Raw genomic sequence first — 26,092 nt, 5'->3', positions numbered from 1 at the left:
TAAATGATATACGAAACTATACCAGCAAATCATAAATTTCATGTATGGCTAAAATCAAATATGATTTATCACCATATAATCAATTACAAACAAACCTATCTGTAATTATATTTAATAAATACCTAATAAACAGCAAATTACCTGAAACATCATTTCACTTATAACTTCTGACTACATTAAACAATGACATCAATACACACCTTGTCCCCTTATTTCTGATTTTCGCATACATCATATAATGGCACTTATCAATCACGATAGATTAAAAACCGACAATTGCTCATAATCATAAAAATATGACATAAAAATAGTATAATTTTTTTCCGGATATAAAAAACAGACAGAAAAATCTGCCTGTTTTTTCAATAAGACATATCAGCCCATGCAATTAGAACTAACTACTCTGTAAACACTTACGCCAGCGAGCCACCTGTGCCCGAACCTGCACAGGTGCTGTACCACCTATATGATTACGAGCATTCAAACTGCCTTCCGGCGATAATACCAGATAAACATCTTCCTCAATCAAACCAGAGAAAGACTGCAGCACTTCCAGAGGTAATTCGCTTAATTCTTTTTGCTGTTCTTCGGCAAGACGTACAGCACGTGCCACCACCTCATGACTGTCACGAAATGGTAAACCCTTTTTCACCAAATAATCAGCTAGATCAGTTGCCGTAGCAAAACCCTGTAAAACCGCTGCTCGAAGATTTTTAGGCTTCACACTCACACCACGCATCATATCTGCATAAATCCTCAGTGTGTCAACCAACGTATCTACCGTATCAAAAAGAGGTTCCTTGTCTTCTTGATTGTCCTTGTTATAGGCCAATGGCTGCGATTTCATCAAGGTAATCAGCCCCATCAAATGTCCGACCACCCGCGCACTTTTTCCTCGTACCAGTTCCGGTACATCCGGATTTTTCTTTTGCGGCATAATGCTCGACCCTGTACAGAAACGGTCGGCAATATCAATAAAGCCGAAGCGCGGACTCATCCAATAAATCAGTTCCTCACTCAGCCTCGAAAGATGCATCATAAGAATCGATGCGGCTGCAGTAAACTCAATAGCAAAATCCCGATCTGATACCGCATCCAAAGAATTTTGACATATAGCCTCAAAGCCCAGTAATCGCGCAGTCACTTCCCGATTTATCGGAAAAGTTGTCCCTGCCAGAGCGGCCGCACCCAGAGGCATCCGGTTTACTCGATGACGGCAATCTTGCATTCGCTCGCAGTCTCGTCCCAGCATCTCCACATACGCCAGCATATGATGACCAAAGCTCACAGGCTGAGCCACCTGCATATGCGTAAAGCCAGGCATCACCACCTCTGCATTTTTTTCAGCCAAATCAACAAGCGCAGACTGCAAATCATTGATAAGCAACACAATGCGGTCAATTTCCTCACGCAGCCATAAACGGATATCCGTCGCTACCTGATCATTGCGACTTCGACCGGTATGTAGACGTTTACCGGCATCACCGACTTTCTCAGTAAGCAGATGTTCCACATTCATATGAACATCTTCCAAATCAACTGACCAGTTGATTTTACCGGCAGCAATTTCATGTAGAATTTCCCGCATACCCTGCTGAATTGCGTTCAAATCTTCCGCACTAAGCACACCAGCCTGCTGCAACATCTGCGCATGTGCCAGAGAACCCTCAATATCACATTGAGCAAGACGCTGATCAAAAGTAATCGATGCAGTGTACTGCTTTACCAGCTCACTAACCGGCTCATGAAAACGGCCCGACCAGGCTTTTTCACCCATACAACTTTCTCCACTATTTTCTATAAAAACACAAAACATTGCTGACAAACTTCAACTATCAGCAACAAATTATATACACTTACAAAACAGCACCACTCCCGACAGACACAAACCTACAAAACACCTCGGGCACGATCAGCATGAAAACGCATTTGAAATTCACTAAATTTACCCGCTTCAATAGCCAGACGCATTTCTGCAGTCAGAATCTGATAATAGCGTAAATTATGAATAGTATTTAATTGAGCACCCAGAATCTCACCCACACGCTGCAAATGATGCAGATAAGCACGACTGAAATGCTGGCAAGTGTAACAATCGCAGCTTTCATCCAGCGGGCGCTGGTCATGGCGATAGATAGCATTACGGATTTTCACATCGCCAAAGCGTGTAAACAGCCATCCATTACGCGCATTTCGTGTTGGCATCACACAATCAAACATATCAATACCATACGCCACACCATATACTAAATCTTCAGGCGTACCCACACCCATCAGATAGTGCGGTTTATTCGCCGGAAGTTTAGGTCCAATAGCACGTAAAATACGATACATCTCAGGTTTTGGCTCTCCCACCGAAAGACCACCTACAGAGAGACCAGGAAAACCGATTTCTTCCAAACCAGCAAGCGACTGCTCACGCAGGTCTTCATACATTCCGCCTTGCACAATACCAAACAAAGCATTTGGATTATTCAGACGTTCAAATTCGTTTTTACTACGCTCCGCCCAGCGCAAACTCATCTGCAAAGATTTTTCTGCTTCTCTTGCATCCACATTTCCATCAGGGCATTCATCCAGCTGCATCACAATATCAGAATTCAGCACCGTCTGAATCTGCATGGATATTTCAGGTGATAAAAACAGCTTGTCGCCATTAATAGGACTTCGGAAAGTACACCCTTCTTCTGTTAGCTTCCGCATTTGCGCTAGCGAAAATACCTGAAAACCACCTGAATCCGTCAATATCGGCCGCTTCCAACCTATAAAATCATGCAGACCACCAAAATCACGGATAACATCCAAACCCGGTCGCAGCCAAAGATGAAACGTATTACCCAGAATAATCTGCGCCTTAATTTCCTCTAGAGTACGTGGCGACATCGCCTTTACTGAACCATAAGTTCCCACCGGCATAAAAACCGGCGTCTCCACCGTACCATGATTCAATTCAAGCGTACCACGGCGCGCAAAACCATCCGTACGCTGTAAAGTAAATTTCAGCATATAACTTATTTAATATCAAAAAATATGACAGAATTTCCCATTATAGCCCAAACCTACACATTTCGCCGGGCAAGCATTGCCAAGCAAAAACCAAATCGTTAAAATAAATTCCTTAACTAAAGCGAAAGTTCATCAGAACTTACGCATTAAATTATCCCATTAATTTATAAATATAAACAAAAGCGGCCATTTGATATTCTCACTCGTAATAAACGAGACCGGTCTGTTGTTTGTGGAGTATGCATGTTAAACATTACCTTGCCAGACGGCTCAGTTCGTCAGTTTGAAGCGCCATTAAGCATTGCCGACATTGCCGCTTCCATAGGTACAGGCTTAGCCAAAGCCGCCATTGCCGGTAAAGTTAATGGCAAATTGGTAGATACATGTGATCAAGTAACAGAAGATGCTCAAGTCAGCATCATTACTGCCAAAGACAAAGAAGGTGTCGATATTATTCGTCACTCCTGTGCTCATCTGGTTGGCCATGCTGTAAAGCAGCTTTATCCTGATGCCAAAATGGTTATCGGCCCAGTAATCGAAGATGGGTTTTATTACGACATCTGGTACGAACGTCCCTTTACGCCCGAAGATATTGCAGCAATTGAAGCCCGCATGAAAGAACTGATTGCACAGAATTATGACGTAATCAAAAAAGTTACACCACGGGATGAAGTTATCAAAGTATTCACTCAGCGACACGAAGATTACAAACTGCGCCTGATTGAAGACATGCCTGATGAAAAAGCCATGGGTCTATATTATCATCAGGAATATGTAGACATGTGTCGCGGCCCACATGTTCCCAACACCCGCTTTCTTAAAAACTTCAAACTCACAAAACTTTCAGGCGCCTATTGGCGTGGTGATGCTAAAAACGAACAGTTACAGCGTATTTACGGCACCGCATGGGCTACCAAGGAAGATTTGAACGCCTACATCCAGCGTATTGAAGAAGCAGAAAAACGTGACCACCGCAAACTGGCCAAACAAATGGATTTATTCCATTTGCAGGACGAAGCACCGGGTATGGTATTCTGGCATCCCAAGGGCTGGTCATTATGGCAGATAATCGAACAACACCTGCGTCGTGAACTAGCAGCTGCTGGCTATCAGGAAATCAAAACCCCAATGATTATGGATCGCAGCCTTTGGGAAAAATCCGGTCACTGGGATAATTACAAAGAAAACATGTTTATTACCGAATCGGAAAAACGTGTTTACGCAGTAAAACCCATGAACTGTCCTGGTCATATCCAAATTTTCAATCAGGGTTTACGCTCTTATCGCGACCTTCCCTTGCGTCTGGCCGAATTCGGTTCTTGTCACCGAAATGAACCTTCTGGCGCCCTACACGGCCTGATGCGCGTACGTGGCTTTACACAAGACGACGCTCATATTTTCTGTACCGAAGACCAGATAGTCAGTGAAGCTAAAGCATTCAACGAACTGGTCATGCGCATTTACCGCCAGTTTGAATTCAATGATGTATCGGTTAAATTATCCCTTCGGCCTGAAAAACGTGCCGGTTCTGATGCCATATGGGACAAAGCGGAACAGGGTTTACGCGAAGCTCTGACTGCCTGTGGCGTTACATGGGAAGAATTACCCGGTGAAGGCGCATTCTACGGCCCGAAAGTAGAATATCACATTAAAGACGCATTAGGCCGTTCGTGGCAATGTGGCACTATCCAGCTGGATTTTGTATTACCAGAACGTCTTGGTGCAGAATATGTCACCGAAGAAAACGGCCGTGCCCGACCAGTAATGCTACATCGAGCCATTTTAGGTTCATTAGAACGTTTTATTGGTATTCTGATTGAACATCATGCCGGCGCATTTCCGCTTTGGTTAGCACCGGTACAAATGGTGATTATGAATATCACTGAAGCACAGACAGAATATTGTCAACAACTTGCCACGCGATTAACCGCAGAAGGCTTCCGCGTGCATTTAGACTTGCGTAATGAGAAAATTGGATACAAAATCCGAGATAACAGTACGCAACGCCTTCCCTATCAACTGGTTATAGGCGAGAAAGAAAAACAGGACAACAAGGTTGCCGTACGCAAACGCGGCGGCGAAGATTTGGGTCAGATGGATATTGAAACATTCATTAGCCAGCTGAAACAAGAAGCCTTGTCTCTTCATTAAACGTGAATAAGGAGTACGACCATCGCTCAAGAACGCGAAGCACGCATCAACGGTGAAATCACCATTAAAGAAGTGCGTTTGATTGGTCCAACTGGCGAACAGTTGGGTGTAGTATCTACTCAGCAGGCCATGAAATTGGCTGAAGAGAACGATGTGGATCTGGTGGAAATCGCCCCTACCGCCAAACCACCCGTCTGCAAATTAATGGATTTTGGTAAATACAAATACGAACAATCCAAAAAACGCGACGAACAGCGCAAAAAGCAAAAACAGGTGCAGGTAAAAGAAATCAAATTCCGCCCTGGTACTGATGAAGGTGACTATCAGATTAAAATGCGCAACATTGTTCGCTTTTTAACAGATGGCGATAAAGTAAAAGTCACGCTGCGCTTTCGTGGACGCGAAATGGCTCATCAACATTTAGGAGCAGAACTACTCAAACGCATTCAAGCTGATTTGATTGAAATCGGCACTGTTGAGCAGTTTCCAAAAATGGAAGGTCGCCAAATGGTGATGATAATCGCACCGAAAAAGAAATAATTATTAAACTCAGCCTGTCTTATAAAAACCTCATTTTACTCACCTGAAATGAGGTTTTTCATATATTGACTCAAGCAACCTAAATAATCACAACAGGACTGTGTCAGCAGAAGCATACCACAGCGATATTGTCTTAACGACGCAGATATATTATAATCCTCGTCCTTGTGCATCGCCGCTGTGCGCAAAGCAATATTCAAGCGGTAAAAACCGTGGTGTGCGGGTCAAAGTGCTGTATACAGCCACCCCTCGCCTGATCAAACAACAATGGAGTTTTCCCATGCCGAAAATGAAATCCAAATCTAGCGCAAAAAAACGCTTTAAAGTATTGGGTAACGGTGGTGTAAAACGCGCTCATGCGTTCAAACGTCACATCCTGACGAAAAAAACCACTAAAAACAAACGCCAATTGCGTGGCACCTCTTTGGTGAATGAACGCGATATGGCTTCTATCCACAAAATGTTACCCTACGCTTAAGGAGTTTGAACTATGCCTCGCGTAAAACGTGGTGTTACCGCTCGTGCACGTCATAAAAAAGTTTTAGCGTTAGCCAAAGGCTACCGCGGCCGTCGTAAAAACGTCTATCGTATTGCCAAACAGGCAGTAATGAAAGCCGGTCAGTACGCCTATCGTGACCGTCGTCAACGCAAACGTCAATTCCGCCAGTTATGGATTGTACGTATCAATGCCGCTGCACGTCAGAACGGTTTGTCTTACAGCAAATTCATGAATGGTCTGAAAAAGGCAGCTATTGTTATCGACCGCAAAGTACTGGCTGATCTGGCCGTATTTGATCAAGCTGCGTTTGCTCAGCTGGCCGCACAGGCAAAAGCTGCTTTAGCCTGATAAGCAGATTCTGGAAAAAAGGAAACTTCGGTTTCCTTTTTTTTCATTCCTGTTTTATCAAACTTTTTAATTATATTTAATCTGATAGCTTAACATTGTTTACCTCATGAATTTCGCGTTAAAATAAGCTTTTAGCAAAAAATATATTATAGTGTGTTATATACCTCGTTTTGTCCGCTTCAGATTCGGTATTATTTACAATTCCAGCATTTTTAAAAGCAAGACAAAGCATTACACATCTCTTCGGTTTATATTTAAGTAAAGAATCTTGTTATGGAAAACGCCAACCGCATCGTTGCCGAAGGCATCGCTGCTGTTCAATCAGCTACTGATTTACCTGCATTAGAATTGGTAAAAGCCCGTTATCTGGGCAAGACAGGTGAACTCAACGCCCTATTAAAAACACTAGGAAAAATGACACCGGAAGAACGCAAAACCACCGGTGCGCACATAAATGAGTGCAAAAATCAGTTTCAGTCTGCCTATAACCAACAACGTGATGCACTGAACGAAGCAAAACTGCAACAACAGCTGGCGGCCGAAGCACTGGATGTGACTCTGCCCGGTCGCGGCGAAAATATAGGTGGTTTACATCCTGTAACCTTAACCCTACAGCGGATTGTAGAACTGTTTCACAGCATGGGATTCACCGTAGCCGATGGGCCGGAAATCGAAGATGATTTTCATAATTTTCAAGCATTGAATATTCCACCAAACCATCCTGCTCGCGCCATGCAAGACACATTCTATGTCGAAAATGGCAACGTACTACGTACCCATACATCTCCTATTCAGATACGCTACATGCTGGACAAAAAAGAGCCGCCGATTCGCATTATTGCTCCAGGACGCGTATATCGAGTAGACTCAGATGCCACCCACTCACCAATGTTTCATCAGGCAGAAGGATTGTGGATTGAAGAAGGTGTGACCATGGCCGACCTTAAAGCGGTATTTACCGATTTTATCCGTCGCTTTTTTGAACGTGATGATTTACAGGTACGTTTCCGCCCTTCATTTTTCCCATTTACCGAACCATCAGCTGAAATTGATATCATGGGTGAGCGAGGTTGGCTCGAAGTCGGCGGATGCGGCATGGTGCATCCAAATGTATTAAAAAACGTCAATATAGATGCTGAAAAATATACAGGTTTTGCCTTTGGCATTGGTCTGGACAGATTTGCCATGCTGCGCTACGGAATTAATGATTTGCGCCTTTTTTTCGACAATGACCTGAATTTTCTAAAACAGTTTCAGGATTAAATACAAAGTGTCTGTTAAAAGTAATGAACTTGTTTTAAGCCAATCCCTGAATTATCCAATTCAGGCATAGCCGAAACAAAACAACATTCATTACCACTGATATAAGATTAACATCAAAGCGTAATCATCTCACTAGTGAACGACTGATGAATTTTTATGGTTAAAAAATTATTCACCCTATAACAAACTAGAATAATTCATCTTAACCTAATACGAATTCCAAAAGCGAAGTTACATAAATTACAGATTAAACAATCTTGTAACAACTGCAGACCAGCAAACCCAACACTTTTGGATGAAACTGCAACAGAATACATACTGGAAGCATTATGCAATTTTCTCAACAATGGTTATATTCATGGGTCAATCCAGATCTGTCAGCAGACCAGCTGGCACATTTACTCACCATGGCCGGACTTGAAGTAGAAGAAACCAGACTGGCTGCTCCCACCTTCACAGGTGTAGTAATTGCTGAAGTAAAATCAGTCATTAAACATCCTGATGCAGACCGGCTCAATATCACACAAGTAGATGCCGGCACAGGCGAACTGATACAAATTGTATGTGGTGCTCCCAATGTACAGCCAGGAATCAAAGTACCTTGCGCGTTACCAGACGCCATTTTGCCAGGCGATTTTAAAATCAAACCCACCAAAATGCGCGGTCAGGTATCCAATGGAATGCTGTGCTCAGCAAAAGAATTAGGTCTGCCAGATGAAGTTAATGGTCTGCTGATTCTGCCTGCAGATGCACCTATCGGTGAAAACATCCGCAACTATCTGGAATTAGATGATCATCTGCTCACCCTCAAAATCACACCTAACCGTGCAGACTGCCTCAGTATAAAAGGAATAGCACGTGAAGTAGGTGCATTAACTCAGTCTAAGTTACATCCGATTGAAATTGTGCCTGTCCAAGCAAACATCGAAGCCAGCCAACCAGCCAGCATCGAAGCACCACAAGACTGTGGCCGCTTTCTTACCCGAGTTATCCGCGGCGTTAATTCACAATCAGCTACACCGGTATGGCTAAAACAACGACTGGAACGCAGTGGTTTACGAAGTATCAACGCTTTAGTTGATATCGGCAACTATGTCATGCTAGAGCTTGGGCAGCCAATGCACATGTTTGATGCTGATAAAATTACTGGTAAGCTGAATATCCGTCGTGCTTATGATGGCGAAACCATTACTTGTCTTAATGATAAAACTGTCACCCTCTGCAGTAATACACTTGTAGTAGCTGATGAAAAACAGGTCTTGAGCATTGCTGGGCTGATGGGTGGTGTAGAAAGCTCAGTTACTAACGATACCCATAATGTAGTCATCGAAAGTGCATGGTTTACTCCAGACATCATTGCCGGCAAAGCGCGACAGTATGGTTTTGGTTCAGACTCATCATTTCGTTTTGAGCGAGGTGTGGATTTCAATTTACAGCAACAAGCCATCGAACGTGCTACAGCCCTGATACAAGAAATCTGCGGAGGTGATATTGGTAATATCACTGAAGCAACAGGAAATCTGCCTGACACTAAAAAAGTCCGAGTACGCACCAACAGAGTAGCCAAAGTACTGGGAGTAAATATTTCTGCAGAAAATATAGGAATTATTCTGCAACACCTAGGCCTGAATCCACAAATATGCGAAGACGGTTTCACGGTTACATCACCCAGCTTTCGCTTTGATATTGAAATTGAAGCAGATCTTATTGAAGAAATCGGCCGCGTTTTCGGATATGACAATATTCCAGACAACCATACCAATGGCAAACTGAACATGGTAGCCCTGCCGGAAACACAGAAACCATTATTCAGTGTCTACCACCAGCTTGCCAATAACGGCTATCAGGAAGTTGTCAGCTACGCCTTTGTAGAAGAAGCATGGGAACAAGATTTAGCCGGCAATACTAATCCGATTCGCCTGCAAAACCCGATTGCCAGTCAGCTAAGTGTCATGCGCTCTACCTTGTTTGGTGGCTTGATAGAAATTCTGCACAATAATCTAAACCGTAAACAAAACCGGGTAAGATTATTCGAAGTGGCACGCGTGTTTCACAAACAGAATGAAGCATATGTCCAGACCAAAAAAATTGCTGGTCTTGCTTATGGTTCTGCCCTGCCAGAACAATGGGCCGCAACCACACGTAATGTGGATTTCTATGATGTCAAAAACGATATTGCCGGTTTAATCAGTGCTGATACTGTTGAATATCGCGCAGCAGAACATCCGGCACTGCATCCGGGCAGAACGGCAGAAATCATCATTGCTGATAAAGTAGTCGGTGTTATCGGAGAACTGCATCCACGCTGGACACAAAAATACGATTTACCTCAATCACCGATTCTATTTGAGCTAAATCTAAGTGCTGTATTATCGCAAGACAGAATTACTTACCAACCAGTATCCAAATTTCAGCCCGTACGACGTGATCTGGCTTTTATCCTCCCAGAGCAAATAACTGCTGAACAGTTACTTAACACTCTGACCAGTGTTAAACATTCTTCCATACAGGAAATCGCTATTTTTGACGTTTATCGAGGTAAAGGTGTCCCTGAAAACATGAAAAGTCTGGCTGTAAAAATTATTCTGCAAAGCCCTGAGCAAACACTGACCGATGAAGAAGTAGACTCAGTAATAACAAAACTCATAGATACAGCAGGTACAATTGACGCAAAATTACGCGTTTAGAATTTTACCCAGACATCCTAAACGATTAAAATTTTACTTACTTGATAACACAAATCAATTTGTGGATAATATCGCCCTCTTTAATGAAAGAAACTTTAATATGACGCTGACAAAAGCTGAACTTGCAGATATTTTGGTAGAAAAAGTAGCCGGCATGAGCAAACACGATGCCAAAGAAATAGTAGAATTGTTTTTTGAAGAAATTCGCAGTACCCTAGAACAAGGCGAACAAATCAAAATCTCTGGTTTTGGTAACTTCCAGCTGCGCGATAAACCGCAGCGCCCTGGCCGTAATCCCAAAACCGGCGAAGAAGTCCCTATTTCTGCTAGACGCGTGGTAACATTCCATGCATCACAAAAATTGAAAGGCATGGTTGATCACTATAATGGAAAACAAGCCTAAGCAACTGTTACCCATTCCAGCACAGCGGTACTTTACCCTAGAAGAGCTGTGCCAGCTTGCTGACATTAGTAAGGAGCAGTTTACTGCATGGCAGCAGATTCACGGCGTAGTGATTGGCTATGGCGGCCAGCATTATACCCGTGCTGATGTAATTAAAATTCGACAATTGCGCGATAGCTTTACTCCCTATATCGATCCATTTACACGTAATCAGGTGGATGCTGAAGGTAATCCGGCCATTGATGCTCTAGAAACACGGCAGCACATTGAGAAGATAATGGACAACCTGAATAGCGTACTTGCCAAGTAAAACGATTACTTTTATAATCGCCTCCTTTACAGAGTCGGAGTGTGGCGCAGTCTGGTAGCGCACTTGCATGGGGTGCAAGGGGTCGAAGGTTCGAATCCTTTCACTCCGACCAAAATTAAAAATACAGCCTAGAAGGGCTGTATTTTTTTATACAAATAGAGTAAATATCAGTATCAGATTCTCACAGTATCAAAATAAAAATTCAGATAATATGCTTTCGAATCAATAAAGATGTTAAAAAAGAAAATCCAATTCTTTGCTTATTAAAATTCTAGCAATTCATTCCAAATTCTCAAAGGCCCGTTACTAGTCCAATAAACTGCAATAATTTATTCAATCAGATGCTTAAATAATAAGATTATTAACCTGTTAATTGCTGCAGCTGTTTCAATATCTGTCTACTGAGGATACCGTCTGGTAGACGGAAATCAAGTAGCATGCGAGTCAGCCGAAGAGCTTCCTGATGCCATTCAGGCTGTGATGCCAGAGACTGGTTGCTTAGCGCATTAAGAGTATGTCCATGGACCACAATGCCTTTCTCTTGAGCAGATAGCTGCTGTGCCTGCATCAATAATACCGGTGCGTGCTCAGCACGCAACCAGTAACGTTCATGACAGACAATTGCTTGTTCTAGATTGTCCTGCGAGATATCCGGAGCCACACCTAAAGTATGCAGAAGGCTCCACTCAAAATAACGTAAAGCTGCCAGATGCTCACCACCGCAGATACTTTGCAAAACGGCGTACATGGCATGATAGACAGATGGTAAAGAATCCTCGCGTGCTGTAAGTTTCAAAACTAACTCATTCACATACATTGCACTGAACAAAGCTTGATTTTGTGGCTGAGGCCACCCACCTACCCATTCTGCACGATGAAGAGTTTTCAGTTCATTATTGCCATACCAAGAAAGCTGCAAAGGTACAAATGGTACCAACACGCCGCGCAGTTCACTTTGGCGCCGTCGTGCACTGCGAGCCAACATCACCACTCTGCCATAGTCTCGTGAAAATATTTCTATTTGAAGACTGCTTTCACTCCACGGACGTGATGAAAGCAAAAAAGCTGGTTGATGATTGATACGATTATCAGACATGAGTAGTTGTTACATCGGATAGATTTGCTGATTATTATAGCCCGATATGGCATGACAATTGACCATATTCGCCAAAAAGCGGATAATTCCTTTAAAAATAGATATTTTACTTTCAGGCAGCCGGTTTTTTTCAGCCGGCTGCCTGAAAGCATTCAAAACTATCAGGAAAGTTTGCACACTCATGAAAGCACCGGAATTATTATTACCTGCTGGCGGTCTGGAACGGATGCGTGCTGCGTTTGATTACGGCGCAGATGCAGTCTATGCGGGTACGCCACGCTATTCTCTACGTGCACGCAATAATGAATTTGCCCATCTTCCAGTACTGGAGCAGGGAATTTCTGAAGCACACGCTCGTGGCAAGAAATTTTTTCTGGCCAGTAATATTCTGCCACACAATGCCAAACTGAAAACGTATCTGGCTGATATGGAACCAATTATTGCCATGCAGCCAGACGCACTGATTATGGCCGACCCGGGGCTGATTATGAAAGTTCGCGAAAAATGGCCGGAAATACCGGTGCATCTGTCCGTACAGGCCAATACGACTAATGCTTGGGGTGTACAGTTTTGGCAAAGCATTGGTATTGAACGTATTATTTTATCACGTGAGCTAAGTATCAATGAGATTGCTGAAATCCGGCAGCAATGTCCAGATATTGAGCTAGAAGTATTTGTGCACGGTGCTTTATGCATCGCCTATTCCGGCCGCTGTCTGCTATCTGGATACTTTAACCATCGTGATCCCAATCAGGGTACCTGCACTAATGCCTGCCGCTGGGATTATAAAGTACATAACACGTCGGATAGTGACAGCGGTGACGCCCAGCTATTACGCGATTTTGATTTCAAGCATGCTCAATCTCTGGCAGATGAGAACCTGTTGGGTCCGAATGAGCAACAACGCCACCCCTTAGCTAATAAAGTATATTTAATCGAAGAGGCTAATCGACCCGGTGATATGATGCCGATTATGGAAGATGAGCACGGTACCTATATCATGAATTCCAAAGATTTACGTGCAGTGGAGCAAGTTGCGAAACTAGCTGAGATCGGTGTGGATTCACTGAAAGTAGAAGGCCGCACCAAATCGGTTTATTATGTAGCCCGTGCCGCACAAGTATATCGGCGTGCCATTGATGATGCAGTTGCTGGAAAACCTTTTGATTACTCGCTGCTGGCCGAACTTGAAGGACTGGCAAATCGCGGATATACCACTGGATTTTTGGAACGTCATCAAACTCAGGAATATCAAAATTATTTGTCTGGACATTCTTTATCCAAACAAAGCCAATACGTTGGCAAGGTAACGGATATTGATGCTGATGGGTGGGCAACGATTGAGGTGAAAAATAAATTCAGTGTGGGTGACCAGCTTGAGATTATTCACCCCAGCGGTAATCGAATTATTCGGCTAGAACAAATGACACGTAAAGGTTATCCGATAGAAGTGGCTGCTGGAAATGGTTTCGAAGTGAAAATTCCACAAATGCATGGTAAAGACAAGGCTTTGATCGCACGAATTATGATGCAGAACGAAGCAGTTTAAACAAATAAACAAAAAGCCATAGAATCAAATTCTATGGCTTTTTATTGGATACCTGAAACTTACAGCCAGCCTTGCAGATTCTGATTGATTAAAGGTATCAGTATTTTTACCCATTCATCTTCACTGCTCATACATGGAATATAATGAAATTGTTCACCCCCATGAGCCAGAAAATCAGCTTTACCCCTAATATTAATCTCTTCTAGTGTTTCCAGACAATCTGTAACAAATCCGGGACATACTACATCAAGTTTTTTTATTCCAGCCTGTGGTAGCTGGTTGAATAAATCCTGAGTACTGGGACCAACCCATGGCGCGTAACCAAACCGGCTCTGAAATGCCAGTCGGTATTCATTATCTTTCAATCCGAGCTCACTAACCAGATGCTGGGTAGTGGTGTGGCAATGCTCAACATAAATATCACCTGCCTGTTGCTGAGCTAATGGAATACCATGAAAACTCAACAACAAACATTCCCCGCGTCCATACTGTTTCCAGTGCGTATGGATATGAGCTGCCAAGGTCTTTATATAATTGGTATCTGCACAAAAACTAGTGATACTTCGTACCGCCATCTGCACACGCTGTTTAAGTAAAACACGCCATAGCTGATCAAGTGCCGCACCACTACTTGAACTTGCATATTGTGGATACAAGGGTACTACCAGCAGATTTGCTACACCTTGCTTCTTCATTTCCTGCACCACATCCACCACACTTGGCTGACCATAAGTCATAGCAAAACGGGTAATCACACTTTCAGGTAAAGCTTTAGACAATGCTTGAGTGAGCGACCGTGTACCAATTAGAAGCGGAGAACCATTGTCTTGCCAAATGGTTTGATAAGCATGAGCACTTTTCCTTGACCTTAAAGGCAGGATAATGCCACGTAATAGGAGCTGCCATAAAAAACGTGGCAACTCAACCACACGATGATCTGATAAAAACTCACGCAGATAGGGACGTACAGCCTGAGGTGTTGGTGCTTCGGGCGTACCAAGATTCAGCAGTAATACACCTGTGTCTGTGGTAGATGTTTCAGGTTCGCTAAGAAATGGTTTTGACATAATAAGAGCGCCGGCAAAGGATAAGCAGGTTTATGATTGAGCTTCACAAGTATAGCTGATTACGTTATTACTACTATTCATGCTGCTTCAGATTAAATTTATTCAGAATAATCTTTCTCTTCAATTGGGTAAGAATGACAAAAATTGTACCGCTCTTTATTCTTTCCAAAGAGCCTGAAAAGCTTTTACCACCTTTTCTGGTTCAGCCGCATCTGTTACCGCTCGCACTACTGCCAGAGAACTAACACCTGTGGCCAGAACATCAGGCGCATTACTCAGATCGATGCCACCGATGGCTACCGTCGGGGTACTTCCGGCCTGAAGCACGTATTGTCTAAGTTTATCCAATCCCTGAGGCTGTGTAGGCATGGTCTTAGTTTTGGTAGGAAATATTGCCCCACAGGCTACATAGCTTGGCTTTACTGAAAGTGCAAGAGCAAGCTCTTCAGAAGAATGAGTGCTCACTCCTAACCGTAAACCGGCACTCTGTATCATCACCAAATCAGCACTTTCCAAATCTTCCTGTCCAAGATGTACACCGTAGGCACCACAATCTACCGCTTCCCACCAATAATCGTTGATAAATAATTGTGTAGGTGAATCCTTTGCATAGGCCACACTGCGTTCAATTTCACGGTACAATGACGAACCAATCTGGCTTTTATTGCGTAGCTGCACGGTATTAGCGCCTGCATCCACCATTCGGGCTACCCAGTCTGCAGAAGGAACGACTGCATAAAATTTAAGCGGAGCGGCAATGGGTAAAAACGGATTCGTAAACATAATTTACTCCTTTTGAAACAAAAATCTTTATAATGGCACTTTTTTACGTAGCATGGCACACGTCGGATAGCTTGTTTACGTGCCGGCTCTGAATTTTCCACTTTAAAATACATTATGGCCGCAGACACATCTTTTGCACGTTCGCCCTTGATTACACGGGTTAATTACGCTTTTGCTGCATTGCTACTTGGCACCATTGCCTATTTCATTTACTGGGGACTAGGCTATACCAATCATCATGCGCCGCTATTATTCATTGTAGCTACCCTCTTTGGTGCCTTTATGGCTTTCAATATCGGTGGCAATGATGTAGCCAATTCTTTTGGCACCAGCGTAGGTGCCGGCACCCTTACAATACCACAAGCTCTGGGTATAGCTGCAGTGTTTGAAGTTTCCGGTGCCGTCATTGCCGGTGGCGAAGTAACTAAAACCATCAGACACGGTATTATAGACCTTGGTGCCATGCATTTGACACCGTCACAATGTATAAATGTAATGCTAGCTGCATTGCTGGCAGCAGCCATCTGGTTACTGATTGCTTCGAAAAAAGGACTTCCGGTTTCAACTACCCACTCTCTGATTGGCGGTCTGGTTGGTGCCGGACTGTGTCTGGGCTATCTGGTCACCGGTAACAGCAGTGCACTAGATTTAATCCAGTGGAACAAAATGGGCGAAATCGGTCTATCATGGGTGATTTCTCCTGTGCTTGGCGGAGCATTGTCATTCATTCTTTTCAGCCAAATTAAAAAGCATGTACTTGATTACAATGAGCGTATGAACATAGCTCTGAAAGAAATCAAACAAGAAAAAAAAGCGTACAAGGAAAAGCACAAAGCGTGGTTTGAACAACTGAGTGAGACAGAAAAAATCAAAATTTCTTCTGCCATTGCACGCGATGCGGAAAATTATAGTGATCCAGACTACAGCGTAGATGAACTAGAATCGGATTATTATAAAAAGCTAGCTGATATAGAAAGCCGTAAAAACAGTATAGATGCGTTTAAAGCTCTACATAGCTGGGTGCCTCTGATTTCTGCCTGCGGTGGCATGATGATTACAGCTATGCTGTTATTCAAGGGATTAACCAATCTGCATCTGGGCTTGTCCGTAGTAACCAATTTTTTGCTAATCATCATGATTGGTGCCCTGATCTGGATGGCAACATTTATTTATGCCAAAACACTGAAGCGTAAAGATTTAAGCAAATCCACTTTTTTAATGTTCAGTTGGATGCAAGTATTTACAGCTGCTGGTTTTGCTTTCAGCCATGGAGCCAATGATATATCCAATGCAGTAGGCCCGTTTGCAGCCATTATGGACATAATTAGAACTGGTGATATTGCTATGGATGCCAATGCCATGATTCCAGCACCTGTGATGATTACTTTTGGTGTTGCCCTGATTGTTGGCCTTTGGTTTATCGGCAAAGAAGTGATTCAAACTGTGGGCACCAATCTTGCTAAAATGCATCCGGCTTCAGGATTTACCGCCGAACTATCTTCAGCAGCCATTGTAATGCTGGCTACGCTAATGGGCTTACCGGTATCCAGTACACATATTTTAGTCGGTGCCGTACTTGGAATTGGACTGGTTAACCACAATGCCAACTGGAAGCTGATGAAACCAATAGCACTTGCCTGGGTTATTACCCTTCCTTCTGCAGCAATTCTGTCGGTTTTAATATTTCTCGGACTCAATTCTTTTTTCTGACCTCAGCAATAATATAGCGCGCCAGTCATATACAGGCTGGCGTTTTTGTTCATCCACATCAAAATTAAACCATTGTTGATAATTTATTTATTTTATCAATTATGTTGTCTATCATAAGTTTTAAATCTCTTTCTAAATTGGTTGCCTTGAACATTTGGTGATTATCTTAAAGGTAATTAAAAGCAATTATGGAATCGGATTAATGCTTTTTAACTCAGCTAGCAGCTGTTTGTGAAGAGGACTTTTCGTTAAAATATTGCCTTTTGTAATTACGTACGCAAACGCTGAGCTGCCATGAACAATTTGCTTAAAAAATTCTATATAGACCCGTTTTTACTGGCTATGCTATTGGTTGTCGGTACTGCTACTATTCTTCCGTGTCAGGGCAGCGTCAAAACTTTTTTTAGCTATCTAACGACCATCGCTATTGCACTACTTTTTTTTATGCATGGTGCCAAGCTGTCTCGACAGGCTGTCACTGAAGGAATCAAACATTGGCGGTTGCATCTATTGGTCTTTTGCAGCACATTTATCCTGTTTCCGCTAATTGGTCTATGTCTAAGAATACTGGTACCAAACTGGCTTTCTCCCGAACTTTATCTTGGCTTTCTATATTTATGCGCCCTACCCGCCACTGTGCAATCCGCAATTGCCTTTACCTCCGTTGCTGGCGGAAATGTGGCTGCTGCTGTTTGCAGTGCTTCTGCCTCAAGTATCCTCGGTGTTTTTCTATCACCTGTTCTGGTAGGACTGATGATGCCAACCAGTGGCAACAGCGTTGATACCGCAGCAGCGATAGAATCCATTTTGATGCAGTTAATGCTACCTTTTGTAATCGGACACCTTGCACGCCCTTTATTAGCCAATTGGATTCATCAGCACAAAGTTTGGATTAACCGCACAGACCGTAGTTCCATTCTGCTGGTTGTGTATGTGGCTTTCAGTGATGCAGTGGTTGAAGGCTTATGGCACAAAGTAAATCTGGGTTCAATTGGTATGATTGTGATGCTGAGCCTAGTGATTCTATTTCTGGTGATTACGATCAATACACTGGTAGCACGGTTACTAGGTTTTAAACGAGCCGATGAAATTACAATTGTGTTTTGCGGCTCCAAAAAAAGCTTGGCCAATGGCGTACCTATGGCTAACGTTCTGTTTCCTGCCAATATGGTAGGTATAATGCTCTTACCATTGATGATTTTTCACCAGCTACAATTGATGATTTGCGCTGTACTGGCGCAACGCTATGCTCGCACAAATAAACCAATTTCATAACGGTTACCTAGTACTATTGCGACAGATTATAATTGGTTTAAATATTTTTCATTTTAGAAAAACTGAACCAAATGAGTAATAGTTTTTCAGATGTATGCAAATACAACTTTTAGGTTCAGTAGTAAGCTTACTATTAGCACAAATTTTTGTTTTAATAATAAATACTTGTGATTTATTTGCCTGTGATTAGAATACATTCAGTATATTTATCATCAAGTTAATGGTTGCGATAAATATAAAATGCTTAATTCAAAGAATGACGAAACAATTAAGGGAATTTAAGTTGGAATAAGTGACGCAGATTTGTCACAAGATAATTGATATAATGAATTATTGTGGTGCCAGTAATAGGAATCGAACCTACGACCTTCGCGTTACGAGTGCGCTGCTCTACCAACTGAGCTATACTGGCTGACGGATAAATTTTTTCAGAATGGCGCGCAGTATAACATACCTACCTTTGATTCACCATCATTAACAAAACATGCCTGAAATCTTAGAATCTTAAGAATTTATACTTAATCATACATATAAAGCTTATTTAGTAGCCGTACTTTTTATGCGTTACTATCTCATTAAATTTTATGCTTCTGTTAATTAAAAATAATCGCAATAAGCATAATTATATTCAAAACACAATTTCTTTCTACTATGCTATGTTAGAAAAATTCTTTATTTCTAATAATCAATAGATATGTTAGCAACTTCAGCTACTACTCTTTTACAGAAGCAAATAGCAAAGCTAAAATACTGACATTAAATTTTAACGTTGTCTTTTCTTAAAATTGTTCATAACTTGTGTCAAGTTATATTTCAGCACGTCATCCACTGCCGAAGGCACTTCCGCCAATAGCTCACGCTGTAGCGTTGTTACCAGCCCAGCAGTATGTTTCTGTACCGCTACCCTGACCATACCAGATAATACATCGGCTAGATGAGGGCGTAATTTTTCACTAAGCTGCTGCAATAGAGCCTGTTCTGAAATGCAGGTAACAGCACGATTTGCTGTACCTCGCGGCTCGATTACATGCATATGAACATGAATTACTGGCTGGCCATTTTCACTAAAGTCTGTATTGACATCGGTAACATCAGACTCAGAAGTCTCAGCCTGCACAACCTTTGCCTGATTTCCTTTTAGTTGCACAGTACAGCCAGATGGCAAAGTTTCATCAATCGGAGCACTTTGCAAACAGTTTTGGGCAGCCAGCCAGTCTTCCTGAATCAGTAATGCTGTATCATTCAAGGCAGATTCTTGTTGCTGAGCCTCCAACGTACTCTGCTGCTGCCATTGCTGCAGATAGGCTCGATAAACACGTTCTCGCTGTATCGGATCCAATACTACTTCATCAGTCTGATTATACTGGGAAGGATTAGGTTTTTTTGGTTTAGCTGTAGCAGGCTGCCGGTTGTGAGGTACTGTACCTGTTACTACAGCAGAAGTATTAAAAGCGTGCTCGTGTCTTCTGGTTTGATGTACAACCACTGTCGGTTTAATACTCTTGTTCACATCATGATGAACAGCATGATTATCATGCTTCTTTTTATTCTGGCGCAGTTGTTCAAGATTACGTACCCAATCAGGTCTGGCTTCAGCCGACTCACTATCTGTATTAGTCATAGATTGCTGTGCAGGCGGATTATCTTCACTCAAAGTAAAAACAAATTGATTTTGTTGTTCATACTGGTTTTTCACCATGCCCTCACTTCTTATCGTCTGATGTATTCTGGCTCGCTTCACATGAATTTTCACTGTGCCATATATAGGTAATTATAACAACTTTTGTAGGTTAAAATGCTAAAATAATGTATATTTTGTCCAATTTAATTAGGAATCAAATAATGAGTACCTTAGAACAACGAATTGAATTTCTCGAAGAAAATAACGAAGCCCTACTCATGCAAAACCGTGTGCTAGCCACTGCACTGAAAGGTTTATTGAGAGCCTTGCCCGCAGATTTAGCAGAACTAGCTACAGAATCTATTCGAACAGCTTTTGATAACGAAATTGCTGAATTGCAGTATGAAGAAAATCCGCAAGTAGAATTATTTCATGATGCCACTTACGCGTTTTTTCATGAACGCGAACATTAAATCATAAAACAGACCAGCAGCAGATGGCTGGTCTGTATATGCTCAACTCTGATGTTTTTCATGCCGGCAGTCACATATCGGCATAATTTGGTCCGCTACCGCCTTCGGGACACACCCAGTCAATATTCTGCTCAGGATCTTTAATATCGCAGGTTTTACAGTGTACACAATTCTGCGCATTAATCTGCAATTGTGGTTCTCCTGCTTCTTCTATAATTTCATACACCCCAGCAGGACAATAACGCGTTTCTGGACTAGCAAATTTTTGATAATTAACACTAATGGCCAATTCTGGATTGTGTAGCCTAAGATGTACAGGTTGGTTTTCAGCATGGCTGATACCAGCCAAAAATACACTACTCATACGATCAAATGTGAGTTTGCCATCCGGTTTAGGATAATCAATCTTCTGGCAATCTTGTGCTGGTCGTAAAGACGCATAATCCGCCCGCTGATGCCTTAGAGTCCATGGTGCCTTACCCTTGAACACATATTCTTCTAGTGCACCATAAACTAGGCCTCCCAACAGACCCCATTTAAATGCAGGACGTACATTGCGGACTTTATTCAACTCACTAAATAACCAACTGTTTCTGAATAAACTTGTATAATTTACTGCCTCTGCATTACTGCTTTCGCTAGCTTCCTCGCTTAATACCTCAGCAACGGCCTCTGCTGCGAGCATACCGGATTTCATAGCGGCATGAATACCTTTAATTCGCGGCACATTCAGAAAACCAGCAGTATCACCAACCAGAACACCACCAGGAAACGTTAGTTTGGGCAAACTTTGCAAGCCACCTTCACTCAGCGCTCTTGCACCATAAGCAATACGTTTACCACCCTCTAATGTAGCTCGAATGGCCGGATGAGTTTTGTAGCGCTGCATTTCTGCATACGGAGACAGATAAGGGTTCTGATAATCCAGACCAATCACAAAACCAACTGCTACTTTATTATCATTCAAATGATACAAAAAAGAACCGCCATAGGTTTTCTGATCCAATGGCCAGCCTATAGTATGAATCACAGTTCCGGGTTTGGATTTTTCCGGTGCGATTTCCCATAATTCTTTAATTCCGATTCCATAAGTTTGATGCTGGCAGTCTCTTCTTAAATCAAATTGCTGCATCAGTACTTTAGTAAGCGAACCGCGGCAACCTTCAGCAAAAATAGTCTGTTGTGCCAACAATGCCATACCCTGCTGATATTGGTCACCAGGAGTACCATCGCGTTGAACGCCCATATCGCCGGTGGCAATTCCCCGTACCGAACCATCAGCATGATAAAGTATTTCTGTAGCGGCAAAACCAGGATATATTTCTACGCCCAATTCTTCCGCCTGCTGCGCCAGCCAACGACAAAACACGCCCAGACTAATGATGTAATTGCCTTGATTATTAAAACTGGCTGGCGTTGGCAGACGGTAAGCTTTTTTTTCGGTTAAAAACAGCAAACTGTCTTGTTTCACCGCACACGATAACGGAGCGTCTTTATCCTGCCAATTTTCAATCAGCTCCGATAATGAATGAGGGTCAATTACAGCACCGGAAATAATATGCGCTCCAACTTCAGAACCTTTATCAACAACGCATACACTAATCTCGCGCTGTTGTTTAGCGGCCAATTGTTTTAAACGTATGGCAGCAGATAAACCTGACGGACCGGCCCCCACAATAACAACATCATATTGCATGCTCTCGCGTTCAAGGGTATCTGTCATGATAAGTTTTCCTGCTTAGAAACAAAATTACTCAAAATTCAGTAGCCATGCCTGATAAATGCATGCTGAATACTCAAAACTTGTCATTATATCGAACAATGGCTTCAGACAGTGACTAAGGGACTAAGCCTGTTCTGATTTCCATTTCACACTAGCCAAACCAAGAAATAAACCATTACTTAAAATATTTGAATATAAGCTGAAAAATTACTTCTTAAAATACAATAAACTGTATTTCAATAAATGTACAATATCTATCCCAAACAGGTTTTATCAACATTAACTTTTCAACGGCTTTGTTTCAATAGAATAACCGTAGTAATAGTCTATATTCTGCGCACATCATTTCAAAGCAAGGGTTCATGCTGAGAATCGCTTTGATTTTCTCAAACTAAAAAATTGGCTACACAACCAATACTAAAAAACCAAACAACAATCTTTGTTGATTTCTGAATATGAAAATTAACACATTTTCATTGCGATTAATTGGTATTACTTCATTGTTAATAGACTCAGAAATTGATAATCAGATTGAAGACTGTAATTAGGATAAACCTAAAGTACGTCAGCTGCTCTATACAACATTCCCTATTAACTTAATTGTGGCAAGATTGCATGAAAATCATCCACAGTGTCATCAGCTAAACCAAGCAGAATCCAAGGTATATAAACCATAAATATGTAAATTTGTTGTAAAAAAACAACTTCTCTAATTTGCAGTAATTTTGTTGGGTAATCATTAAACTGTAACATTATTGCTGAATATTATTTACTTTTATTAAATTTTATCAATATCTTATAACTATACCCATACCTTAATCTTATTGCTTATCTAGTAAGTATATCCTGCACTAGACTAGATTCTAACGCGCCATTCTCAACAAGCTTCTGTAGCTGTTTAACAAAAATACACCTTTGGCAGATTGCATTAGTTTGCAAGGCGGGGCATAATTCGATTTGCACAAGTTATGCGCACTGTAGCTATTTATTGAAGAAATGATATAGTGTGCAAAAACTGGACTTCCATCACTAAAGTAATACTTTTTGATACAGATTAAGGTACATAATCATGAAAAAATCTCTGTTAGCTGCTGCTGCCCTGATGTCTTTGTTCTTGGCTGCTTGTAATAAAGATGAATCAGCTCCTGCTGCTTCTGCTGCATCAGAAGTTTCAGCTCCTGTAGCTTCTGAACCAGCTCCGGCTTCTGAACCAGCTCCAGCTTCTGAAGTTTCAGCTCCTGCTGTTGCTTCTGGCGCTTCTGCTGAAGCTGCTTCTCACTAAGCACATCAAATTAAAAAAGCCAGACTTTCCAGTCTGGCTTTTTTATTATCTGATTCTTAAAAAGGGTGCAAAGTTGAGATCTGGCTCAAAAACAATAGCAAACTCCAACTACAATTTTCCTCTAAAACTTAACATTAGATATATCAGTTGAGTAAATAAACAAAAGAGCAACAATGTCTGCATGCGCCATACCGTTTTTTGTTTATTTTCTGTACGTGAAAATAGCATCAACATCAATAACCATTGAGTTCCAATCCAGTATAAAGGTTGCCAAGTAAGCATCTGTAAAACACTAACCATTAAAGGAACTAATAAAATTGTATTTCTGATTAGACATAAAATGAGCGTCAAACAGATAGCCAGCGCTCCAAACTGTAACCAACTACTATAAAGCAGATTAGATAAATAACCGTTGCTTTTGAGTCTATTGCGCTGATGAAGCATAAACACCGAACCCAACAGCACATAAACTGGCATCAGAAATAAATTTAACGGTTTAAACAAACCAGCAATACCCGGCAATACCACACTACTCATAGCTGCCAAAATCACCCAAATGGTTAACGCAGCAGCCAGCCAGCCATATAATTGATATTTACAACATTGCCACACAAACAGTACTGCATAAATCATTACAACCGCATAAATGATTAATGTAGTCATCAGCGTACCAGTTTTAGCAGACGTGCCAGTACCACGGCCATATTTTCTGCCATATAGTTTACCCATTCAGTAGCCATATCCGATGTGAAATGAGCTTCATTCTCATGGCCGACTATCAAAATTGCTAGCGTCTGTTCCTGCCAGCGCAATGGCAGTTGTAAAAAGCTTTCCAGACGAGGCTGTACGGGCAATAATTCCCGTAAAACAACCACAGGTAAGTTACCACATATGGGCTTATTCAGTTTTTTTGCTACAGCTTTAACCTTATCATCTGCCATTAAAGAAGCAGGTATACGCACACTTTTAGGTGCTTCGGTAACAATTTTCAAGGCGAAATCAGGTAATACAAATTCGTTTTTCAAGCTATCGTGAATTGCCCTTTGCCATTGAGCGACTGTATTTACCAAGAGCAGGCGTCGGTCGAAAGCCATGAACTTAGCCATCAAAGTATGATTAGCATCCGCTTCTCCCAACATCTGTACCAATTGTGAAGCCATTTTTTCCGTTTTACGCTGCATAAACTGCATCCGGCCCTGCTGGAAAGACATTATCTTGCTTTCAATAGGTCGCAGGTTAAACTCTGCTGCATGTTCGTACAGCCACTCTGGCTGAGCATGTAAAAACGCACGTACATCTGCTTCTTTGATACTCATAAATAATCAATCTCCCCATCAAAAACACTCTGGGTAGGCCCTGTCATCCATACATGAGCATCAGGTTGCTGCTGCCAACTGATTAATAACTGCCCCCCAGTCAAATTAACTTCTACCGGTTCATCATCGCCCAGTAATCCCAAACTGATTCCGGCTACAACTGCAGCACAGGCACCCGTACCACAGGCCTGAGTTTCTCCAACACCTCGCTCAAAAACACGCAGACGAATCCTGCGTGGTGCCACAATCTGCATAAAACCGACATTAACGCGTTGAGGAAACTGTTTGTGGTTTTCAATAGCTGCTCCCAGCCGGTGTACAGGTGCTTGCTCAATATCTTTCACCACTATCACCGCATGCGGATTGCCCATATTGATACAGGTAACACTAACAGTCTCATTGCCGATTACAAGCTGATGGCTGATACTACGAGCATCATCCTCATCAATAGCGGTAAACGGAATTTGCTCCGGAGCCAACAACGGCACACCCATGTCTACTGTTACCAAACCATCATCGGTTAAACGGGGCACAATCACACCGCCAGCTGTTTCTACGACAATCTGCTTTTTGCTGGTTAACCCTTTATCGTAAACAAAGCGGGCAAAACACCGTGCGCCATTTCCACACTGTTCCACTTCAGAACCATCTGCATTGAAAATCCGATAGCGAAAATCAGCTTCTGCTTGTCGTGGTGCCTCAATCAGAAGAAGCTGGTCAAATCCAACTCCGGTATGCCGTTGTGCCCATGCGGCAATTGGTGCTGTACTCGGGTTAAATTTCTGGTTGATACCATCAATAACCATGAAATCATTACCTAAGCCATGCATTTTGGTAAATTTTAACTTTGTCATAAGCCGCCCAGTTTATTATTCCAGCAGATAGGCGACTATGATACCGATTTATCTTGATAACGATAAGTTCTGAACACCAATAAAATCAAAAATCTTTACATTTATATGATTTGAAAAATAACTTAAACTGTGATTT

At 42.1% G+C, this 26,092-nt stretch carries 24 protein-coding genes and 2 tRNA genes; 14 read left to right on the top strand and 12 right to left on the bottom strand.

Translation table 11 applies throughout. The features are described 5' to 3' along the window. Positions 1 to 394 precede the first annotated feature (394 nt). On the bottom strand, positions 395 to 1,777 hold the full coding sequence (gene argH, locus J3U64_RS07425; protein WP_267408785.1) for an argininosuccinate lyase: 1,383 nt from the start codon (positions 1,775 to 1,777) through the stop codon (positions 395 to 397). A 113-nt stretch (positions 1,778 to 1,890) separates the two neighbouring features. Continuing rightward, complete coding sequence (gene tgt, locus J3U64_RS07420; protein WP_267391923.1) at positions 1,891 to 3,006, bottom strand: tRNA guanosine(34) transglycosylase Tgt; 1,116 nt, start codon at positions 3,004 to 3,006, stop codon at positions 1,891 to 1,893. Positions 3,007 to 3,249: 243 nt separating this feature from the next. Between tgt and thrS the strand changes: the two genes are divergently transcribed. The 9 genes from thrS to J3U64_RS07375 all read left to right on the top strand — a co-directional run bounded on the left by thrS (position 3,250) and on the right by J3U64_RS07375 (position 11,319). Beyond that, positions 3,250 to 5,157 (top strand): threonine--tRNA ligase, encoded by a 1,908-nt coding sequence (gene thrS, locus J3U64_RS07415; RefSeq protein WP_100152058.1) that lies wholly within the window; start codon positions 3,250 to 3,252, stop codon positions 5,155 to 5,157. Positions 5,158 to 5,178: 21 nt separating this feature from the next. Continuing rightward, positions 5,179 to 5,697, top strand: a complete 519-nt coding sequence (gene infC / locus J3U64_RS07410; RefSeq protein WP_100141263.1) for a translation initiation factor IF-3 — start codon at positions 5,179 to 5,181, stop codon at positions 5,695 to 5,697. Positions 5,698 to 5,977: 280 nt separating this feature from the next. Next, positions 5,978 to 6,175, top strand: coding sequence for a 50S ribosomal protein L35 (gene rpmI / locus J3U64_RS07405; protein ID WP_037405875.1), 198 nt, complete (start codon positions 5,978 to 5,980; stop codon positions 6,173 to 6,175). A gap of 12 nt (positions 6,176 to 6,187) precedes the next feature. Beyond that, entirely contained in the window at positions 6,188 to 6,544 is a 357-nt protein-coding gene (gene rplT, locus J3U64_RS07400; protein ID WP_025330521.1) for a 50S ribosomal protein L20, read from the top strand. 273 nt (positions 6,545 to 6,817) lie between these two features. After that, on the top strand, positions 6,818 to 7,807 hold the full coding sequence (gene pheS, locus J3U64_RS07395) for a phenylalanine--tRNA ligase subunit alpha (protein WP_100141264.1): 990 nt from the start codon (positions 6,818 to 6,820) through the stop codon (positions 7,805 to 7,807). A gap of 329 nt (positions 7,808 to 8,136) precedes the next feature. Continuing rightward, positions 8,137 to 10,494: a phenylalanine--tRNA ligase subunit beta gene (gene pheT, locus J3U64_RS07390; RefSeq protein WP_267408784.1), complete on the top strand. Its 2,358-nt coding sequence runs from the start codon at positions 8,137 to 8,139 to the stop codon at positions 10,492 to 10,494. Between the two features lie 100 nt (positions 10,495 to 10,594). Beyond that, positions 10,595 to 10,897, top strand: a complete 303-nt coding sequence (locus tag J3U64_RS07385; RefSeq protein WP_100141266.1) for an integration host factor subunit alpha — start codon at positions 10,595 to 10,597, stop codon at positions 10,895 to 10,897. Further along, positions 10,881 to 11,207 (top strand): hypothetical protein, encoded by a 327-nt coding sequence (locus J3U64_RS07380; RefSeq protein ID WP_100141267.1) that lies wholly within the window; start codon positions 10,881 to 10,883, stop codon positions 11,205 to 11,207. Before J3U64_RS07385 ends, J3U64_RS07380 begins: the two co-directional genes overlap by 17 nt. A gap of 35 nt (positions 11,208 to 11,242) precedes the next feature. After that, positions 11,243 to 11,319, top strand: a tRNA-Pro gene (locus J3U64_RS07375). A gap of 249 nt (positions 11,320 to 11,568) precedes the next feature. On the opposite strand, the gene recO is transcribed toward J3U64_RS07375, so the two are convergent. Beyond that, on the bottom strand, positions 11,569 to 12,303 hold the full coding sequence (recO, locus tag J3U64_RS07370; protein ID WP_267408783.1) for a DNA repair protein RecO: 735 nt from the start codon (positions 12,301 to 12,303) through the stop codon (positions 11,569 to 11,571). A gap of 9 nt (positions 12,304 to 12,312) precedes the next feature. Next, the gene (locus tag J3U64_RS07365) at positions 12,313 to 12,486 is read right to left on the bottom strand and encodes a hypothetical protein (RefSeq protein WP_180295848.1); all 174 of its coding nucleotides are present in this window, start codon (positions 12,484 to 12,486) and stop codon (positions 12,313 to 12,315) included. On the opposite strand from J3U64_RS07365, the gene yegQ reads away from it, so the two are divergent. Next, the gene (gene yegQ / locus J3U64_RS07360) at positions 12,485 to 13,852 is read left to right on the top strand and encodes a tRNA 5-hydroxyuridine modification protein YegQ (protein WP_267408782.1); all 1,368 of its coding nucleotides are present in this window, start codon (positions 12,485 to 12,487) and stop codon (positions 13,850 to 13,852) included. The two genes, J3U64_RS07365 and yegQ, sit on opposite strands and share 2 nt — an antisense overlap. A 59-nt stretch (positions 13,853 to 13,911) precedes the next feature. On the opposite strand, the gene hemH is transcribed toward yegQ, so the two are convergent. Together hemH and thiE are read right to left on the bottom strand one after the other, a co-directional pair. After that, positions 13,912 to 14,919, bottom strand: a complete 1,008-nt coding sequence (gene hemH, locus J3U64_RS07355) for a ferrochelatase (RefSeq protein WP_267408781.1) — start codon at positions 14,917 to 14,919, stop codon at positions 13,912 to 13,914. Between the two features lie 156 nt (positions 14,920 to 15,075). Further along, positions 15,076 to 15,702, bottom strand: a complete 627-nt coding sequence (gene thiE, locus J3U64_RS07350; protein WP_267408780.1) for a thiamine phosphate synthase — start codon at positions 15,700 to 15,702, stop codon at positions 15,076 to 15,078. Positions 15,703 to 15,816: 114 nt separating this feature from the next. Between thiE and J3U64_RS07345 the strand changes: the two genes are divergently transcribed. Both J3U64_RS07345 and J3U64_RS07340 read left to right on the top strand, forming a co-directional pair. Beyond that, positions 15,817 to 17,412, top strand: a complete 1,596-nt coding sequence (locus J3U64_RS07345) for an inorganic phosphate transporter (RefSeq protein ID WP_100156744.1) — start codon at positions 15,817 to 15,819, stop codon at positions 17,410 to 17,412. A 294-nt stretch (positions 17,413 to 17,706) separates the two neighbouring features. Then, entirely contained in the window at positions 17,707 to 18,687 is a 981-nt protein-coding gene (locus J3U64_RS07340; protein ID WP_100141273.1) for a bile acid:sodium symporter family protein, read from the top strand. Positions 18,688 to 19,023: 336 nt separating this feature from the next. Here the strand turns inward: J3U64_RS07340 and J3U64_RS07335 are convergent. Together J3U64_RS07335 and J3U64_RS07330 are read right to left on the bottom strand one after the other, a co-directional pair. Beyond that, positions 19,024 to 19,099, bottom strand: a tRNA-Thr gene (locus tag J3U64_RS07335). A gap of 351 nt (positions 19,100 to 19,450) precedes the next feature. Next, positions 19,451 to 20,386, bottom strand: coding sequence for a hypothetical protein (locus tag J3U64_RS07330; RefSeq protein ID WP_267408779.1), 936 nt, complete (start codon positions 20,384 to 20,386; stop codon positions 19,451 to 19,453). A 143-nt stretch (positions 20,387 to 20,529) separates the two neighbouring features. On the opposite strand from J3U64_RS07330, the gene J3U64_RS07325 reads away from it, so the two are divergent. Then, positions 20,530 to 20,781 (top strand): NGO1151 family protein, encoded by a 252-nt coding sequence (locus tag J3U64_RS07325; RefSeq protein ID WP_100141275.1) that lies wholly within the window; start codon positions 20,530 to 20,532, stop codon positions 20,779 to 20,781. A 70-nt stretch (positions 20,782 to 20,851) separates the two neighbouring features. Here the strand turns inward: J3U64_RS07325 and J3U64_RS07320 are convergent, their stop codons facing one another. Beyond that, entirely contained in the window at positions 20,852 to 22,504 is a 1,653-nt protein-coding gene (locus J3U64_RS07320) for an electron transfer flavoprotein-ubiquinone oxidoreductase (protein WP_267408778.1), read from the bottom strand. Positions 22,505 to 23,573: 1,069 nt separating this feature from the next. On the opposite strand from J3U64_RS07320, the gene J3U64_RS07315 reads away from it, so the two are divergent. Next, positions 23,574 to 23,786: a hypothetical protein gene (locus J3U64_RS07315; RefSeq protein WP_100141277.1), complete on the top strand. Its 213-nt coding sequence runs from the start codon at positions 23,574 to 23,576 to the stop codon at positions 23,784 to 23,786. Between the two features lie 108 nt (positions 23,787 to 23,894). Here the strand turns inward: J3U64_RS07315 and J3U64_RS07310 are convergent, their stop codons facing one another. The 3 genes from J3U64_RS07310 to dapF are packed head-to-tail and all read right to left on the bottom strand — an operon-like array spanning position 23,895 to position 25,956. Next, positions 23,895 to 24,449, bottom strand: coding sequence for a hypothetical protein (locus J3U64_RS07310; RefSeq protein ID WP_267408777.1), 555 nt, complete (start codon positions 24,447 to 24,449; stop codon positions 23,895 to 23,897). Beyond that, on the bottom strand, positions 24,449 to 25,102 hold the full coding sequence (locus J3U64_RS07305; protein ID WP_267408776.1) for a DUF484 family protein: 654 nt from the start codon (positions 25,100 to 25,102) through the stop codon (positions 24,449 to 24,451). Before J3U64_RS07305 ends, J3U64_RS07310 begins: the two co-directional genes overlap by 1 nt. Next, positions 25,099 to 25,956 (bottom strand): diaminopimelate epimerase, encoded by an 858-nt coding sequence (gene dapF, locus J3U64_RS07300; protein ID WP_267408775.1) that lies wholly within the window; start codon positions 25,954 to 25,956, stop codon positions 25,099 to 25,101. Before dapF ends, J3U64_RS07305 begins: the two co-directional genes overlap by 4 nt. Positions 25,957 to 26,092: the final 136 nt, after the last annotated feature.

The sequence above is a fragment of the Snodgrassella sp. B3800 genome, assembly GCF_026535865.1.
Taxonomy (GTDB): Bacteria; Pseudomonadota; Gammaproteobacteria; order Burkholderiales; family Neisseriaceae; genus Snodgrassella; species Snodgrassella alvi_E.
The sequence above is the reverse complement of the archived record's forward strand: the minus strand, read 5'-3'. Positions and strand labels throughout refer to the sequence as shown.

Bases quoted from the DNA above. Each gene is read 5' to 3' on its own strand.
- argH (WP_267408785.1), bottom strand. From the start codon at position 1,777: ATGGGTGAAAAAGCCTGGTCGGGCCGTTTTCATGAGCCGGTTAGTGAG.
- tgt (WP_267391923.1), bottom strand. From the start codon at position 3,006: ATGCTGAAATTTACTTTACAGCGTACGGATGGTTTTGCGCGCCGTGGT.
- thrS (WP_100152058.1), top strand. From the start codon at position 3,250: ATGTTAAACATTACCTTGCCAGACGGCTCAGTTCGTCAGTTTGAAGCG.
- rpmI (WP_037405875.1), top strand. From the start codon at position 5,978: ATGCCGAAAATGAAATCCAAATCTAGCGCAAAAAAACGCTTTAAAGTA.
- rplT (WP_025330521.1), top strand. From the start codon at position 6,188: ATGCCTCGCGTAAAACGTGGTGTTACCGCTCGTGCACGTCATAAAAAA.
- pheS (WP_100141264.1), top strand. From the start codon at position 6,818: ATGGAAAACGCCAACCGCATCGTTGCCGAAGGCATCGCTGCTGTTCAA.
- pheT (WP_267408784.1), top strand. From the start codon at position 8,137: ATGCAATTTTCTCAACAATGGTTATATTCATGGGTCAATCCAGATCTG.
- J3U64_RS07385 (WP_100141266.1), top strand. From the start codon at position 10,595: ATGACGCTGACAAAAGCTGAACTTGCAGATATTTTGGTAGAAAAAGTA.
- J3U64_RS07380 (WP_100141267.1), top strand. From the start codon at position 10,881: ATGGAAAACAAGCCTAAGCAACTGTTACCCATTCCAGCACAGCGGTAC.
- recO (WP_267408783.1), bottom strand. From the start codon at position 12,303: ATGTCTGATAATCGTATCAATCATCAACCAGCTTTTTTGCTTTCATCA.
- yegQ (WP_267408782.1), top strand. From the start codon at position 12,485: ATGAAAGCACCGGAATTATTATTACCTGCTGGCGGTCTGGAACGGATG.
- J3U64_RS07365 (WP_180295848.1), bottom strand. From the start codon at position 12,486: ATGAGTGTGCAAACTTTCCTGATAGTTTTGAATGCTTTCAGGCAGCCG.
- hemH (WP_267408781.1), bottom strand. From the start codon at position 14,919: ATGTCAAAACCATTTCTTAGCGAACCTGAAACATCTACCACAGACACA.
- thiE (WP_267408780.1), bottom strand. From the start codon at position 15,702: ATGTTTACGAATCCGTTTTTACCCATTGCCGCTCCGCTTAAATTTTAT.
- J3U64_RS07345 (WP_100156744.1), top strand. From the start codon at position 15,817: ATGGCCGCAGACACATCTTTTGCACGTTCGCCCTTGATTACACGGGTT.
- J3U64_RS07340 (WP_100141273.1), top strand. From the start codon at position 17,707: ATGAACAATTTGCTTAAAAAATTCTATATAGACCCGTTTTTACTGGCT.
- J3U64_RS07330 (WP_267408779.1), bottom strand. From the start codon at position 20,386: ATGGTGAAAAACCAGTATGAACAACAAAATCAATTTGTTTTTACTTTG.
- J3U64_RS07325 (WP_100141275.1), top strand. From the start codon at position 20,530: ATGAGTACCTTAGAACAACGAATTGAATTTCTCGAAGAAAATAACGAA.
- J3U64_RS07320 (WP_267408778.1), bottom strand. From the start codon at position 22,504: ATGACAGATACCCTTGAACGCGAGAGCATGCAATATGATGTTGTTATT.
- J3U64_RS07315 (WP_100141277.1), top strand. From the start codon at position 23,574: ATGAAAAAATCTCTGTTAGCTGCTGCTGCCCTGATGTCTTTGTTCTTG.
- J3U64_RS07310 (WP_267408777.1), bottom strand. From the start codon at position 24,449: ATGACTACATTAATCATTTATGCGGTTGTAATGATTTATGCAGTACTG.
- J3U64_RS07305 (WP_267408776.1), bottom strand. From the start codon at position 25,102: ATGAGTATCAAAGAAGCAGATGTACGTGCGTTTTTACATGCTCAGCCA.
- dapF (WP_267408775.1), bottom strand. From the start codon at position 25,956: ATGACAAAGTTAAAATTTACCAAAATGCATGGCTTAGGTAATGATTTC.